Source organism: Streptomyces sp. NRRL S-337, from assembly GCF_000720175.1.
Lineage (GTDB): Bacteria > Actinomycetota > Actinomycetes > Streptomycetales > Streptomycetaceae > Streptomyces > Streptomyces siderophoricus.
The window spans coordinates 1-15,027 of the sequence record NZ_JOIX01000074.1 but is presented as its reverse complement, the minus strand read 5'-3'; the positions used below and the strand labels follow the sequence as shown (position 1 = coordinate 15,027).

14 protein-coding genes are annotated in these 15,027 nt (G+C 71.3%); 2 read left to right on the top strand and 12 right to left on the bottom strand.

Annotated features, from left to right (window positions below):
* Positions 1-33: 33 nt before the first annotated feature.
* The 4 genes from IG62_RS0133240 to IG62_RS49235 form a co-directional block, all read right to left on the bottom strand.
* Positions 34-345 (bottom strand): hypothetical protein, encoded by a 312-nt coding sequence (locus IG62_RS0133240; RefSeq protein WP_030417123.1) that lies wholly within the window; start codon positions 343-345, stop codon positions 34-36.
* A 239-nt stretch (positions 346-584) separates the two neighbouring features.
* The gene (locus IG62_RS0133235) at positions 585-1,880 is read right to left on the bottom strand and encodes a metallophosphoesterase (RefSeq protein ID WP_030812064.1); all 1,296 of its coding nucleotides are present in this window, start codon (positions 1,878-1,880) and stop codon (positions 585-587) included.
* A 252-nt stretch (positions 1,881-2,132) separates the two neighbouring features.
* Positions 2,133-2,900: a guanitoxin biosynthesis heme-dependent pre-guanitoxin N-hydroxylase GntA gene (gntA, locus tag IG62_RS0133230; RefSeq protein WP_030812061.1), complete on the bottom strand. Its 768-nt coding sequence runs from the start codon at positions 2,898-2,900 to the stop codon at positions 2,133-2,135.
* Positions 2,901-3,281: 381 nt separating this feature from the next.
* Positions 3,282-3,533 (bottom strand): SCO4848 family membrane protein, encoded by a 252-nt coding sequence (locus IG62_RS49235; protein WP_030812059.1) that lies wholly within the window; start codon positions 3,531-3,533, stop codon positions 3,282-3,284.
* A gap of 10 nt (positions 3,534-3,543) precedes the next feature.
* Here IG62_RS49235 and IG62_RS0133220 point away from each other — a divergent pair, with 10 nt between their 5' ends.
* Positions 3,544-5,004 carry a D-alanyl-D-alanine carboxypeptidase gene (locus IG62_RS0133220; protein WP_051798954.1) on the top strand — a complete coding sequence of 487 codons (1,461 nt, stop codon included), beginning with the start codon at positions 3,544-3,546 and terminating at the stop codon, positions 5,002-5,004.
* Between the two features lie 89 nt (positions 5,005-5,093).
* Here IG62_RS0133220 and IG62_RS0133215 read toward each other — a convergent pair whose 3' ends face one another.
* The 4 genes from IG62_RS0133215 to glyA form a co-directional block, all read right to left on the bottom strand.
* Positions 5,094-6,011, bottom strand: coding sequence for a YihY/virulence factor BrkB family protein (locus IG62_RS0133215; RefSeq protein WP_037839932.1), 918 nt, complete (start codon positions 6,009-6,011; stop codon positions 5,094-5,096).
* 207 nt (positions 6,012-6,218) lie between these two features.
* Positions 6,219-6,803, bottom strand: a complete 585-nt coding sequence (locus IG62_RS0133210; RefSeq protein WP_030812050.1) for a 2'-5' RNA ligase family protein — start codon at positions 6,801-6,803, stop codon at positions 6,219-6,221.
* Positions 6,804-6,988: 185 nt separating this feature from the next.
* A complete protein-coding gene (gene trpS / locus IG62_RS0133205) occupies positions 6,989-8,002 on the bottom strand; it encodes a tryptophan--tRNA ligase (protein WP_030812047.1) in 1,014 nt (337 codons plus the stop codon).
* A 259-nt stretch (positions 8,003-8,261) separates the two neighbouring features.
* Positions 8,262-9,563 carry a serine hydroxymethyltransferase gene (glyA, locus tag IG62_RS0133200; RefSeq protein WP_030812044.1) on the bottom strand — a complete coding sequence of 434 codons (1,302 nt, stop codon included), beginning with the start codon at positions 9,561-9,563 and terminating at the stop codon, positions 8,262-8,264.
* Positions 9,564-9,879: 316 nt separating this feature from the next.
* Between glyA and rocD the strand changes: the two genes are divergently transcribed.
* Positions 9,880-11,097 (top strand): ornithine--oxo-acid transaminase, encoded by a 1,218-nt coding sequence (rocD, locus tag IG62_RS0133195; protein ID WP_030812041.1) that lies wholly within the window; start codon positions 9,880-9,882, stop codon positions 11,095-11,097.
* 166 nt (positions 11,098-11,263) lie between these two features.
* On the opposite strand, the gene IG62_RS0133190 is transcribed toward rocD, so the two are convergent.
* The 4 genes from IG62_RS0133190 to IG62_RS50320 form a co-directional block, all read right to left on the bottom strand.
* On the bottom strand, positions 11,264-12,454 hold the full coding sequence (locus IG62_RS0133190; RefSeq protein ID WP_030812038.1) for a glutathionylspermidine synthase family protein: 1,191 nt from the start codon (positions 12,452-12,454) through the stop codon (positions 11,264-11,266).
* A 17-nt stretch (positions 12,455-12,471) separates the two neighbouring features.
* Entirely contained in the window at positions 12,472-12,879 is a 408-nt protein-coding gene (locus tag IG62_RS0133185) for a hypothetical protein (RefSeq protein WP_030812035.1), read from the bottom strand.
* Positions 12,880-13,089: 210 nt separating this feature from the next.
* Complete coding sequence (locus IG62_RS49230) at positions 13,090-14,709, bottom strand: beta strand repeat-containing protein (protein WP_234326845.1); 1,620 nt, start codon at positions 14,707-14,709, stop codon at positions 13,090-13,092.
* Complete coding sequence (locus tag IG62_RS50320) at positions 14,706-14,954, bottom strand: Ig-like domain-containing protein (RefSeq protein WP_420711143.1); 249 nt, start codon at positions 14,952-14,954, stop codon at positions 14,706-14,708. Before IG62_RS50320 ends, IG62_RS49230 begins: the two co-directional genes overlap by 4 nt.
* Between the last annotated feature and the right edge of the window lie 73 nt (positions 14,955-15,027).

The following is a 15,027-nucleotide window of genomic DNA, read 5'->3' as shown; positions in this document are numbered from 1 at the left end:
TCCGCCCTTCGTGCGCGCGTCCCCGTGTGGTGCTCAGCCATTCATCGAGGTCTTCGTCTGGTGCTCCTGGTCCTCGTACGCGCCTCGGCTGGCTTCCGTCTTCTCGCCGAACTTGTGGATGAGGTCCTGGAGCGCGTCGATGACCTGCGACATGTACGACTGCATGTCGTCATGGGCCTTCGCGAGGTCGCCCGCCTCGAGGAAATTCACGCCGAATGCCGACTTCGGAATGGTCGTGCTGTATTTCACCTTCTGGCTGGGTTCGTCCATGTCGCCCCGAAGGTGGCGGAGTTGGCGCACCACGCTGTCCAGTTCGTCGAGATCGACCCTGAAGCGCTCGCTCATTCCTTCTCCCCGTTTCCCCGTCTGCCCCGGCCCGTTCCCCACGCACTGCCCCGTGAAGCCGTGGCTAAGGGCAACATAAAGTCAATAAATACTAGGGAGTTGGGTGCCTTCGATGCAAGATCGAAAGTCATGATCTGTCCGATTTAGCGCAGGATGGTGCCGCACTTTGTAGAAGGGTTGTTACCTGCGAGCGCAACCTGCTGTCCGCTCTGACCGTAGGCGATCAAAGCGGGTGGCGGTCATGCCCGCAGGGAGGCCAGTTCGATCACCGTGACGTCCGGTGGCGCGCCCAGGCGTACGGGCGGCCCCCAGGCCCCTGCTCCGCGGGTCACGTACAGCTGGGTGTCGCCGTAGCGCTCCAGGCCCGCGACGGTCGGGTTCGTGGCCTCGGCGACGTACGTGAAGGGCCACATCTGGCCGCCGTGGGTGTGGCCGGAGAGCTGGAGGTCCACCCCGTACCGCACCGTGTCATGGATGGTCACCGGCTGGTGCGCCATGAGGACGACGGCGCGGGCCGGGTCGCGGTCGCCCAGCGCCAGCTCATAGTCGGGGCCGGCGTGTTCGGTCGCACCGGCGAGGTCGTTGACACCCGCGAGGTCGAAGCCGGGCAGTGCGGTCCGCGCGTTCTCCAGCGGGTGGACGCCCAACTCCCGTACGTGGTCCACCCATTGGGCGGCACCCGAGTAGTACTCGTGGTTGCCGGTGACGAAGAACGCGCCGTGGCGGGCGCGCAGTTCGCGCAGGGGCTCCGCGGCCGGGCCCAGGTCGGCGACGCTGCCGTCAACCAGGTCGCCGACGACGGCGATCAGGTCGGGAGAGGTGCGGTTGACCGTCTCGACGACGCGCCGCGTGTGTGCGCGGCCGAGGATCGGCCCCAGGTGGATGTCGCTCACCACGGCGATGCGGAAGCCGTGCGCGGCGCGCGGCAGTTTGGCCAGCGGCACGGTCACCCGCTTCACGGACGGGCCGCGGAAGGTGGTCGCGGTCCCGTACCCGACGGCGGCCGTGGCGGCCAGGGACGCACCGGCGGCCACCGCCCGGGAGAGGAAGAGCCGCCGGGGCGGGGTGGGGAGCGGGGGCAGGGCGGGGGTGCGCGGCGGCAGGAGGGTGGGGGCGGAGGAGGGGGTGGGGGCCCGCGGGCCGCTGGGGGTCTCGGGCGAGGGGGACGGAGACGGGGACGGGACCGGGAGTGCGGCTGAAGGCGTGGTTGCCGGTGTCTCCCGTCCCCGGAGGAGCCGCAGGCCCACCGCCCGTACGACCTCGCCGGCCAGCAGTGCCAGGACGAGGTAGAGCAGCAGGGCCAGCCAGAGGTACCCGGGCCAGGCCAGCACCTGCTGGAGCACGAAGGGGACGCCGGCCCGGCCGGAGAGGAGGGCGCCGAGGGAGAGCAGCGGGAGGACGAAGGCGGCGGCGGTGCCGGCGCGGCGAGTCCGGCTGCCGGGTGCGGTGGTGTCGCGGACCAGACGGCACCACACGTAGCGGTGCACGCCGAAGAACAGGCCGAGGACCGGCACCGCGATCAGAGCGAAGATCACCGCGTCTCCCGAGTAGTCACCGGCCCCCGTACACACCGATCCATGGGCACGGGCACCGTCATGGGAATCGGCGTGGGCATGGACACGCTATCGGGCGGGGCGGACCGGGACGGGGAAGCAGCGCCCGGCCGTGGGGGCACAGGCCGCCGACAGCCGGTCGGCCCGCTCCCCCCACGCGTTCCGCTCAGCCCCCCACGCGCTTCGGCTCAGCTCTCCACGCGCCTCGCTCAGGCCCCCACGCGCCTCGCTCGCTCAGGCCCCCGAGGGAGTCAGTTCCAGGTCTCGATCCCGGTCCCGGCCCAGGTCCAGCTCCCCTTCCCGGTCCTGACCCTCTTCGCCGGAGACGGAGACGGAGACAGGGGCGGAGGCGGGGACGGGGACGAACGGGCACTGCCATTCCGCGGGCTTGGGGCGGCCGGAATAGCGGCGGGCCTCGGAAAGCTCCTCGTATTCCTGCAAATTCGGATTGATATCGCCCTGCAGCTTGATGTCCTGCTTGCGTATCTTCTCCGCCAGGCGGTCCCACATTCCCGCGCCCTTGATGCGGCTGAACTGCTCGTGGGAGTTGAAGGCGAGCATCGGGAAGGGCGGGCGGCGGCCCCAGCGGCGGTGGGTCTCGTGCAGGCCGATCACGAAGAACGGGTGTCCGGCCACGCTGTACGCGAATTCCCTGGCCTGCGGGTCGGCGGCATAGCCCGCCGCCCACTGGTGGTTCTCCGCGTCCTGCTCGTGGAGGAGCTGGAGCTGCTGCCAGAGGAGTTCCTCGAAGCGCAGTTCGTCGACGCCGCGGGGTTGCTCGAAGGTGGCGATGAAGCTGGTGAAGGACCGGGCGCTCCAATCCGCCGAGCCGACGAATTCCGCGAGATCGAGCGCCATCAGCCGGGCGGCCTCCTCGCTCCCCAGCACGTCATAGTGCCGGTGTGTGATGCCGCCCTGGCGCCAGGCCGAACGGCCCGCCAGGCAGGAGAACCGGTCCCCCAGGATGAACGCCTCGACCTCACCACGCGCGTCCGACGTCATGGACAGCCTTCCTTCCACCTACGTGCCTCCTCGACGGGAGATCATCTCCTTCACGCATCCGAAAGCACCCACCCCGCACGGGCGGCACCCGGAGCCGGGGACGGCGCACGGCAGGGCAGCCGTGACCGCACCCGGGTAGCGCCGGGTCCGCATGAGACGGGGGAAGTCGCCTGGTGATTGTGACCGGCGGAAGCGGTTCTGGGAAAACCCCGCAGCAAAATTCCTCGCGACGAATCGCTCACATTCCGGGACGATTACGGCGGTTCACGGAGGGTGAGTAAGCCGCGGGCTGAGCAGGGCGGGGCGACGGGGGCCCGGGCGGGGCGGCGCGGACCGAGGAGCCGGTCCGTCCCCGGGAGTTCGCCGAAGCCGCCCCGTCCGCTACTTGTCCGCCGTCTCGCGGCGCAAGGCCCGTACGCCACGGAACCCGATCACGCCGATTGCCGTCCCCAACAGAAAGGACGTCACGGCCAGCAGCAGATGGACCCAGAAGTACGCGGTCGGGTCGCCGGCGTCGTTGAAGGCCAGACCGCTCCCGTCCTTGCAGAGGTTTTTGACGAAAGTGATCCAGATGAACCAGCTCCAGACCCCGAAGGCGAGCAGGAACCAGGACACGGGGCGAGAGAGCTTCATGGGTTCCAGTATGGGCAGCGGCTCCATCCGGCCGTCGGGAGGGGCACTCTTCCGTGGGGTGCTGTCGGCGACCGGGGCGAAGAGGGGTACGTTCAGCGACGTGCCGACGACCTTCAGTGCTTTCACGGCTTCCGTCCCTGCCCGCCCCTCCACGTCCCCCGGCGCCCCGGACGCCCTCGATGCGTCCGGCACCTCCGGTCCGGCCGGCGCCGCCGGAGCATCCCGTGCCGCCGGTGCCGCCGGGCGCGCGGCGGTGCGTCGCGGCCGGTCCCTGCGTGCCGCCGCCGCACTGGCCGTCTCCGGGCTGCTGGCCTCTCCGCTGCTGGCCGGCACCGCGTACGCCGACCAGAAGGACCCCAAGGCCCCCGCGCCGCCGGCCAAGATGTCGCGGATCGGCGGGGATCGGCTGGGCACGCCCGGCGTACAGGTGCAGCTGAAGCCCGGTGCGCCGAAGCTGCCGGGGCCGGACGCGCTGACCGCCCGGTCCTGGATCATCTCGGACGCCGCGTCCGGCAAGGTGCTGGCCGCGAAGAACCCGCACTGGCAACTGGCGCCCGCCAGCACGCTGAAGATGCTGTTCGCGGACACCGTCCTGCCGAAGTTCCCGAAGAACCAGAAGCACACGGTCAAGCCCGCCGACCTCGCGGGCATGGGCGTGGGCAGCAGCCTGGTCGGGATAAAGGAGAACCTGACCTACACGGTCCACGACCTGTGGCTCGGGGTCTTCCTGCGCTCCGGGAACGACGCGGTGCACACCCTCTCGGCGATGAACGGCGGGACGAAGGCCACCGTCACGCAGATGCAGCGGCACGCGAAGGAACTGAACGCCAACGACACGCACGTCGTCACGCCGGACGGCTACGACGCGCCGGGGCAGGTCTCCAGCGCGTACGACCTGAGCCTGTTCGCCCGGGCCGGGCTGCGGAACGCCGACTTCCGCGAGTACTGCTCGACCGCGAGCGCCCAGTTCCCCGGGGACAAGGGCAAGGACGGCAAGCGCGCGACGTTCGGGATCCAGAACACCAACCGCCTGCTGAGCGGCGACTACGACATCAAGCCGTATCCCGGGATCGCGGGCGTGAAGAACGGCTCGACCACCAACGCCGGGTCGACCTTCACCGGCATGGCACAGCGCGGTGACCGCAAGCTGCTGGTCACGGTCATGCACCCGGAGAAGGCGGTGCACAACGAGGCCTACCGCGAGGCCGCCAAGCTGCTCGACTGGGGGTTCGCGGCGGCCGACAAGGTCGAGCCGGTCGGCCGGCTGGTCGGGCCGCGCAGCGAGGACGACGGCACCGGCGCGGTGAGCGCCCAGGGCAAGCGCCACAAGGGCGGGCAGGGGAGCACCCAGGCGGCGCTGGACAGCACCGGCTCGGGCGGCACCTGGACCGCGGTGGGGATCACCGGCGGTGCGGTGGTGGTGCTGGGCGCGGTGGCACTGGTGGTGCGGCGGCGCCGCGCCGCGAAGTGAGCCGACGGGCGGAGTGAGCCTGCGGGCGGAGTGAGCCTGCGGGCGGGGCGCAGCGAGCCGGCGAGCGGAGTGAGTCTGTGGGGCGGGGGCTATGCGGCCCCCGCCGCCGCTTCGGCGGTCCCGGGTCCCGCGTCGCCGGATTCCTCCGTCCCGTTCGTCTCCTCCCCCGCCGTGGCCGTCCATGAGGCGCAGTACACCAGCAGCTTCGCGGTGAAGTTGATCCACAGCAGCAGCGCGATCGGGGTGCCGAAAGCGCCGTACATGCTGCGGGAGGCGACGCCCTGCAGATAGCCGCTGAGCAGCAGCTTCAGCAGTTCGAAGCCGATCGCGCCGAGGAGGCCGGCGATGACCACGGCACTGCGCGGCGGGTGGGCGCCGGGCAGTTTGGTCAGGACGTAGACGAGCAGCAGGAAGTCCGCGAGGACGGCGATGCAGAAGCCGGCGGCGGACAGCAGGACGGTGCCGATGCCGCCCTCCGCCAGGCCGAGCGCGTGCGCCGCCTTGCCGACCGCGGAGGACGCGAAGGCCGAGCAGGCGAACGACAGCAGGGCGACCCCGCCGAGTCCCAGCAGCAGGGCGCCGTCCCGGAGCTTGCCGACGAAGAAGTTGGCGTCGTCGTCGCCCTTCTCCCATACGGCGCGCAGGCAGTCGCGCAGCGAGTCGACCCAGCCGATGCCGGTGAACAGCAGCGCGGCACCGGCGACCAGACCGATCGTGGTGGCGTTGGCGACGAGCCCGGCGATGTCCATCTGCCCGGAGATGCCGGGGAGCTGCTCGGCGACCTTGCCCTCCAGCTTGTGCAGATCCCTGTCGCTGAGCAGCACGGCGCCGATCGCGGCGCCCACGGTGAGCAGCGGGAAGAGGGCGACGAAGCTGGTGAAGGTGATCGCGGCGGCGAGCCGGGTCCAGTGCACCCGGAGCATGCGCTCGTAGGCGTGCCAGAGGTGAGTGGTCATCAGCCAGCCGAAGGCCGGCCCGACCACCGGCAGTTTCCTCAACCAGTCCACGGCGCTCCCCTCGTACGGCAGTCGGTCGCCCCGGTGATCCGGAACCCTAAAGTCCGACTACCCCGTAACGGCCTCCGTGCATCCGGTGCCCCGTCACGGCCCGGCGCATCCGGCCGACGGCTGCCGCACGCCGGGAGAGAGCCGCCGCACGCCGGGAGAGGGCCGGCTCACGCCAGGGGAGGGCCGGCGGCAGACCGCGCGCCGGTGTCAGCAGGAAGGGGCCGGGGGGCGGGAGAGGTCGACGGCCTGGCGCGGAACGGCGGGGGTCTGCGGGCCGAAGGGGTACTCGCGCTCCAGGCGCCAGACGGCGTCCGCGCCCTGCTGGTAGAGGGCGAACCCGGCGATCGTCCAGGTCGCGGAGAAGTCCGCGAGCTCGGCCTGGGCGCGGTCCATGGCGTCCTCGGCGATGCCGTGCGCGACCGTCACATGGGGGTGGTACGGGAACTGCAGATCACGGGCGCACGGGCCGGAGGTGGCGCGGACCCGGGCCTGGAGGGCGGTGCAGCCGGCCGCGCCCTCGGTGACCTTCACGAAGACGACCGGGGAGAGCGGGCGGAAGGTGTCGGTGCCCTCCAGCCGGAGCGGGAAGGGGCGGGAGACGGCCGCGACGCCGGCCAGGTGGCGCTCGATGGCGGGCAGCGCGTCGGCCTGGACCTCCGTGGGCGGGAGGAGGGTGATGTGGGTGGGGATGCCGTGTGCGGCGGGGTCCCCGAAGCCGGCGCGCTTCCGCTGGAGGAAGCTGCCGTACGGCTCCGGGACCGCGATCGAAACGCCCAGCGTTACGGTCCCCACTGGCTTCTCCCTCCTGACGTGTGTGCGGCGCGCTCGCGCACCCTCTTAGTGTGCCGGGTGCGCACCCCGGACGGGGAGCGTCCCCGGCCCTCGGACGGCCGGGCCGTTGTGCCCCCATGAGTGGGGGCGGCGGGCCCCGGTGGGGTCCGCGCGGCCGGCCGGGGCGGGCCGCGCGGACCGTTCCGTCAGTGCTTGGCCGGCAGGAGTCCGAGCCGGTCGTAGGTGGTGGCGAGGGTCTCCGCGGCGACCGCGCGGGCCTTCTCCGCGCCCTTGGCCAGCAGGGAGTCCAGCGTCTCGGGGTCGTCGAGGAATTCCCGCGTGCGGTCCCGGAACGGTGTGACGAAATCGACCATCACCTCGGCCAGATCCGTCTTGAGGGCGCCGTACATCTTCCCCTCGTAGGACTTCTCCAGGTCCGGGATGGCGGTGCCGGTGAGGGTGGAGAGGATGCTGAGGAGGTTGCTGACGCCGGGCTTGGCCTCGCGGTCGAAGCGGATCACCGTGTCGGTGTCCGTCACGGCGCTCTTGACCTTCTTCGCGGTGACCTTCGGGTCGTCGAGCAGGTCGATGATGCCCTTGGGCGAGGACGCCGACTTGCTCATCTTGATCGACGGGTCCTGAAGATCGAAGATCTTCGCCGTCTCCTTGAGGATGTACGGGTTGGGGATGGCGAAGGTGTCGCCGAAGCGGGTGTTGAAGCGGTCCGCGAGGTCGCGGGTCAGCTCCAGGTGCTGGCGCTGGTCCTCTCCGACCGGGACCTGATCGGCCTGGTAGAGGAGGATGTCGGCCACCATCAGCACGGGGTAGGTGAACAGACCGACGGTGGTGCGGTCCGCGCCCTGCTTGGCCGACTTGTCCTTGAACTGGGTCATCCGGGATGCCTCGCCGAAGCCGGTGACGCAGTTCATGACCCAGGCGAGCTGAGCGTGCTCGGGCACGTGGCTCTGGACGAAGAGCGTGCAGCGCTCCGGGTCGAGGCCGGCCGCGAGCAGCTGGGCGGCCGCGATCCGGGTGTTGCGGCGCAGTTCCGCCGGGTCCTGCGGGACGGTGATCGCATGGAGGTCGACGACCATGTAGAAGGCGTCGTGGGACTCCTGGAGGTCCACCCACTGGCGCACCGCGCCGAGGTAGTTGCCGAGGTGGAAGGAGCCGGCGGTGGGCTGGATACCGGAGAGCACACGAGGACGATCGAGAGCCATGGACTGATTGTCTCAGGTCGCGAGGAGCGGTAGGGCGTCCGGTGGGCGCGGGGATGGGTGGCGGGCCTCGGGGGCGGGGATGGGGGTTCGTAGGGGAGATCCCGCAGGGGGTTTTCGAACGCATCCCTTAGGGGATGGCGAGGCCCCCTGCGGGGCCACAACGTGCAGGTGGGGGCGGGTATTCCCGGCGGGTGTTCCCGGCGGGTGCGCGCCACGGTGACGCGCCGGCGGTTGCGCCCCCACGGTGACGCGCCGGCCGTTACTCCCCGACAGCCAGGCCCGGCGCCGGGTAGGCCGCCATCAGCTCGGCGACCTCGGTGCGGATCACCGTGAGGGCGTCCTCGTCGCCCTTCGCCGCGGCCTGGACGCCGCGGTCGATCCACTCCGCGACCTGCGGCATCCGGTCCGTGCCCAGGCCGCGGGAGGTGAGAGCCGGGGTGCCGATGCGGATGCCGGAGGGGTCGAAGGGCTTACGGGGGTCGAAGGGGACGGTGTTGTAGTTGACGACGATGCCCGCCCGGTCCAGGGCCTTGGCGGCGACCTTGCCGGGGACGTCCTTCGAGGTGAGGTCGATCAGCACCAGGTGGTTGTCGGTGCCGCCGGAGACCAGGTCGTAGCCGCGGGCCAGCAGCGCCTCGGCGAGCGCCTTGGCGTTGGCGACGACGGCGTGCGCGTATTCCCGGAAGGACGGGGCGGCGGCCTCGCGCAGGGCGACCGCGATGGCGGCCGTGGTGTGGTTGTGCGGCCCGCCCTGCAGACCGGGGAAGACGGCCTTGTCGACGGCCTTGGCGTGGCTCGCCCGGGACATCAGCATCGCGCCGCGCGGCCCGCGCAGGGTCTTGTGCGTGGTGGTGGAGATGACGTCCGCGTGCGGGACGGGCGACGGGTGGGCGCCGCCCGCGACCAGCCCGGCGATGTGCGCGATGTCCGCGACGAGGACGGCATCGACCTCGCGGGCGATCTCGCCGAACGCGGCGAAGTCGATGGTGCGCGGGACGGCAGTGCCGCCACAGAAGATGATCTTCGGGCGTTCCTTGCGGGCGAGGTCGCGCACCTCGTCGAAGTCGATCAGCGCGGTATCGGGGCGTACGCCGTACTGGACCCCGCGGAACCACGTGCCGGTCGCCGAGACGCCCCAGCCGTGCGTGAGGTGGCCGCCCATCGGCAGTGACATGCCGAGCACGGTGTCGCCCGGTTCGGCGAACGCGAGGTAGGCGGCGAGGTTGGCGGGCGATCCCGAGTACGGCTGGACGTTGGCGTGTTCGACGCCGAAGACGGCCTTGGCGCGCTCGACGGCCAGGGTCTCGACGAGGTCGATGTTCTGCTGGCCTTCGTAGTAGCGACGGCCCGGGTATCCCTCGCTGTACTTGTTCTGCAGGACCGTGCCGGTGGCTTCCAGGACGGCTGCGGAGACGTAGTTCTCGCTGGGGATCAGCCGCAGCGTGTCGGCCTGGAGCTGCTCCTCGGCGCCGACCAGTGCGGCCAGTTCGGGGTCGGCGGCGCTCAGCGCGGGATGGGAGAGGGATGCGGGCTGGGGCTGCGCGGACTGCGGAAGTGACATGGCGTCCTCCGGGGCGGTCGATCGGTGGTCCGGTCGTGGTCCCGGGGTGCCCAGGCGGGGCGACACCTCGTGGTGGTGGCCACGCAGCGCTCCCTCGGGGTCGCTTCCCCGTACGCCAGTCGCGATGCGCACCGCCGAGTCTAGACGGCCGTGCGCGGCCCGGTGCCGGGAACACCCCTTCTGCCCCACGACCCGGCGCCTGCACCACCCGACCGCCCCGGTGCCTTCCGGACGAACCGCCTGCGGGGCAATATAGAGGGGCATATGGGTTACCTCACTCCATACGCCCCGTACGGTCTACCGGAACGGAGTCACGGTGACGTCCACGGAACCCGGCATCGCAGCCGCCCTCGCCGCCGCGGAAGCCCACAGCGCGCACAACTACCACCCGCTCCCCGTGGTCGTGGCGACCGCCGAGGGTGCCTGGATGACGGACGTGACGGGCCGGCGCTATCTGGACATGCTCGCCGGGTACTCCGCGCTGAACTTCGGGCACGGCCACCCGCGGCTGCTGGCCGCCGCCCGCGCCCAGCTGGAACGGGTCACCCTCACCTCACGCGCCTTCCACCACGACCGGTTCGGCGACTTCTGCACCCGGCTGGCCGAGCTGTGCGGGATGGAACTGGTGCTGCCGATGAACACCGGCGCCGAGGCGGTGGAGACCGCGGTGAAGACCGCCCGCAAATGGGGCTACCAGGTCAAAGGCGTCCCGGACGGCCAGGCGAAGATCGTCGTCGCGGACGGCAACTTCCACGGCCGGACCACCACCATCGTCTCGTTCTCCACCGATCCCGAGGCCCGCGACGGCTTCGGCCCGTACACCCCCGGTTTCGAGATCGTCCCCTACGGCGACCTGGCCGCGATGGAGGCGGCGGTCGACGAGCGGACCGTCGCGGTCCTGCTGGAGCCGATCCAGGGCGAGGCGGGCGTACGCGTGCCGCCGCCCGGCTATCTGGCGGGCGTACGCGAGCTGACCCGGCGCCGGAACGTGCTGTTCGTCGCCGACGAGATCCAGTCCGGGCTGGGCCGCACGGGCCGGACCTTCGCCTGTGAGCACGAGGGCGTGGTGCCCGACGTGTACGTGCTCGGCAAGGCGCTGGGCGGCGGGGTGGTGCCGGTGTCGGCGGTGGTGTCCTCGCGCGAGGTGCTGGGCGTCTTCGCGCCGGGCGAGCACGGCTCGACGTTCGGCGGGAACCCGCTGGCGTGCGCGGTCGCGCTGGAGGTGATCGCGATGCTGCGGACCGGCGAATACCAGGAACGGGCAACGGAGTTGGGCGAGCACCTGCACAGCGAGCTGGGGCTGCTGGTGGGCGGCGGGACGGTGGACGCGGTGCGCGGCCGCGGACTGTGGGCGGGCGTGGACGTCAACCCGTCCCGCGGCACCGGTCGCGCGGTCTCCGAGCAGCTGATGGCGCGCGGCGTCCTGGTCAAGGACACCCACGGCGCGACGATCCGGCTCGCGCCGCCCCTGATGATCAGCAAGGAGGACCTGGACTGGGGGCTGGAACGGCTGAGGGACGTCCTGGAGGCGTGACGGGAGGGTGTGAGGGAACGGCGTGGCGGGGGGCGTGAGGGGGCGACGGACGTGCAGCGGGCGGCCGGCGGCGGGTGCGAGGCCCTGGCCGCTCGCTGTGCCAGGTCCGTGCCGAGCCCCGCGCCGGTCCGTCCGGCTCAGCGGATCACATGGGGGAAGGACCGGCTCAGCGGATCACATGGGGAAGGAAACGGGCGTACTCGTCCGTGACCGGTCCTGCCGACTCGCGGATGCCGAGGCCGGCCGCCTCGTCCTCGACGACCCAGGCCCCCAGCACCACCCGGTTGCCGTCGAAGTCCGGCAGCGGCGCCAACTCCTGGTAGCAGCACGGGTCGTCCGGCCCGCGCAGCACCGGCTCGTCGCCCGGCTGGTGCAGGGTGACGCCGGCGCCCTCCCGGCCCAGCAGCGGTTTGGCGGCGTAGCCGCGGGTGTGCGCCAGCTCGCGCGGCCCGTCCAGGTAGGCGGGCAGCAGGTTCGGGTGGCCGGGGTAGAGCTCCCACAGGATGGCCAGCAGCGCCTTGTTGGAGAGCAGCATCTTCCAGACGGGTTCGATCCAGAGGGTGGAGCCGGTGCCGCCGCCGTTGTCGAGGGTGTCCAGGACGTGCGGGCCGAAGTCGTCGGTGGCCAGCCACTCCCACGGGTAGAGCTTGAAGCAGGCCCGCACGAAGCGCAGCCGCTGGTCGACGAAGCGGCCCGAGAGCCGGTCCCAGCCGATCTCCTCCACGGGGATGGCGACGGTCGCGAGGCCCGCCTGCTGGGCCGTCTCCTCCAGGTAGGCGACGGTCATCAGGTCCTCGCCGAGCTCGTCGCCCGCGGAGTGCGCGAAGTGCACCGGGGCACCCGGCGGCAGCAGCGGGGCCTGCCGCTTCCAGGCCGCGACCAGCCGCTCATGCAGCGAGTTCCACTGGTCGGCGCCGGGGAAGCGTTCCTCCATCCAGAACCACTGGGGGCTGGCGGCCTCGACCAGCGAGGTCGGCGTATCGGCGTTGTACTCCAGCATCTTGGCCGGGCCGGTGCCGTCGTAGTGCAGGTCGAACCGCCCGTAGAGGGAGGGGAGTTCGGCGCGCCGGCGCCAGGACTCGGCGACCAGCGCGGCCAGCCGGGGGTCGGTGATCCCGAGGTCGGCGAAGCGGTCGCGGGCGACGATGTGCTCGGCGGCGGCCAGGCACATGCCGTGCAGCTCCTCGACGACCTCCTCCAGCGCCTCGACCTCCGGGAGGGTGAAGGAGTAGTACGCGCTCTCGTCCCAGTAGGGGCGCAGCGAGTCGTCCGGGTAGCGGGTGAGCGGGTAGATCAGGCCCTGCGCCTCGACGGTCTGCTGCCAGCCGGGGCGGGGCTCGATGGTGTGGCGTTCCATGCCCGTCCGGTGTCCGCTCAGCCGCCGAAGGAGCCGTGGTGGCTGCCGTGCCCGCCGTGGCCTCCGGAGCAGCCGAAACCGCCGCGGTTGACGGCCGTGGTCCGGCTGAAGGTGCCGTTGTCGGCGTACTTGCCGCCGCCGTTGTCGGGATCGTAGTACCACTGGGCGTCGACCGGCCGCTTGCCGCGGCCCGACGTACCGGACCCCGCGCCGCCGGTCCCCGAACCGCCGGTGGACGAGCCGCCGCCGGCCGAGCAGCTCTTGGCGTCGACGACGCGGTAGCCCTTGACCACGTCGTAGCTGTTGCGGTCCACGCAGCGCTTGTCCGGGTCGGAGCCGCAGGACGTCAGGGCGGCGGCCAGGGCGCCCATACCGCCCAGGATCACCGTGCTCGACCGCAGCCGGCGGCGTGCTTTCTCGGCCATTTTCTGTCTCCCCGTGGACGGACATCCGTACGAACGGGGAGCAAGCTTAGGGGCACACGGCACGGCGCCGGACCGCCCCTTCGGACGGCCCGGCGCTGTGCGGTGGGCGAGTGAGTGGATATGGATCGGAGTGGCCGGATATCGGTGGCCGGTTGTTGGTGGATGACTGTCGGCGGATGGCCGCCGACGGATGGTTGCCGGAGTGGACGGTTACACGACGATCTGAGTGTCGGTGCCGGTGGAGGTGCCGAAGTTGCTGTCTCCGGTGTAGGTGGCGGTGACCAGGTAGCTGCCGGGTGTGACCAGCGCGGAGCTGACCGTGGCGACACCGCTGCCGTTCAGGGTTCCGGTGAGGTTCACGGTGGTCACCCCGTCGGTGATGGTGAAGTTGACGTTGCCGGTCGGAATGCCACTGCCGGGTGCCACCGCCGCTACGAAGGCGATGAACCCGACCGTCTGCCCACTCGTGGACGGGTCGGGGAACGAGGTGACCGTGGTGAGCGTCGAGGCCTGGGTCACCGTCTGGGTGTCCGTCCCGACAGAGCTGGCGAAGTCGGCGTCACCGTTGTAGGTCGCGGTGACGTTGTGCGTACCGACGTCCAGGGTGCTGGTGGTGACGGTCGCGATCCCCGCGACGACGGTGCCGGTCAGCGTGCCGCCCCCGCCACCGTCGATGACGAACGTGACGGTGCCGGTCGGGCTGCCCACCCCGGGCGGGTCGACGGTGACGTTCGCGGTGAAGGTCACCAGCTCCCCGAACACCGAGGGGTCGGGCAAGGATGCGACGGTCGTCGTCGTGGACGCCTGGGTCACGGTCTGCGTGTCGGTGCCGCTGGAGGCCGTGAAGTTGGCGTCACCGCTGTAGGTCGCCGTGACGGTGTGCGTACCGACCGGAATCGCACTCGTGCTGACGCTCGCCGTACCACCCGAGAGCGTCGCCGTCAGCGTCGGCCCACCGGTGACCACGAAGGTGACCGTGCCGGTGGGAGTGCCGGCGCCGGGAGAGACCGGCGCAACGGTGGCCGACAACGTCACCGACTCACCGACCGCCGACGGGTCGGGGGCCGTCGACACCGACGTGGTCGTCGACGCCTGAGCCACCGTCTGCGTGTCCGCACCGACCGAGCCGGTGAAGTCCCCGTCACCGCTGTACGTCGCGGTGACGGCGTAAGTCCCGGCCGTCACGAGCCCGTTGGTGCCGACACCGACCGTGCCGCCACTCAGCGTCCCGGTCAGACTCACGGTCGTGACACCGTCGGTGGCGACGAACGTGACCGTACCGGTGGGCGTACCCGCCCCCGGCGACACCGGGGAGACCGTGGCCGTGAAGGTCGCCGTCTGCCCGACCACGGACGGGTCGGGGGAGGTCGTGACCGACGTGGTGGTCACGGCCGGCGCAACCGTCTGGGTGTCCGACCCGACCGAGCCGCTGAAGCCACTGTCACCGCTGTAGGTCGCCGTGACGGTGTGCGTACCGACCGGAATGGCACTCGTGCTGACGCTCGCCGTACCGCCCACGAGCGTCCCGGTCAGCGTCGGCCCACCGGTGACCACGAAGGTGACCGTCCCGGTCGGCGTACCCGCACCCGGCGACACCGGGGCGACCGTGGCCGTCAGGGTCACCGGCTCACCGAACACCGACGGGTCGGGGGACGTCGTGACCGAGGTGGTGGTCGAGGCCGGGGTGACCGTCTGGGTGTCGTTGCCGCTGGAGCCGGCGAAGTCACCGTCACCGCTGTATGTCGCCGTGACGGCGTAAGTCCCGGCCGTGACAAGCCCGTTGGTGTTGACACTGGCCGTTCCGCCGCTCAACGTCCCGGTCAGGCTCACGGTCGTGTCACCGTCGGTGGCGACGAACGTGACCGTACCGGTGGGTGTCCGGTGAAGTTCCCGTCACCGCTGTACGTCGCCGTGACATTGCTGGTCCCGACCGGAATGGCACTCGTGCTGACACTCGCCGTACCGCCCACGAGCGTCGCCGTCAGCGTCGGACCACCGGCGACCACGAACGTGACCGTACCGGTCGGCGTACCCGCACCCGGCGACACGGGCGCAACCGTGGCCGTCAAGGTCACCGACTCACCGAACACCGACGGGTCCGGAGACGTCGTGACCGACGTGGTCGTCGACGCCTGCGTCACCGTCTGC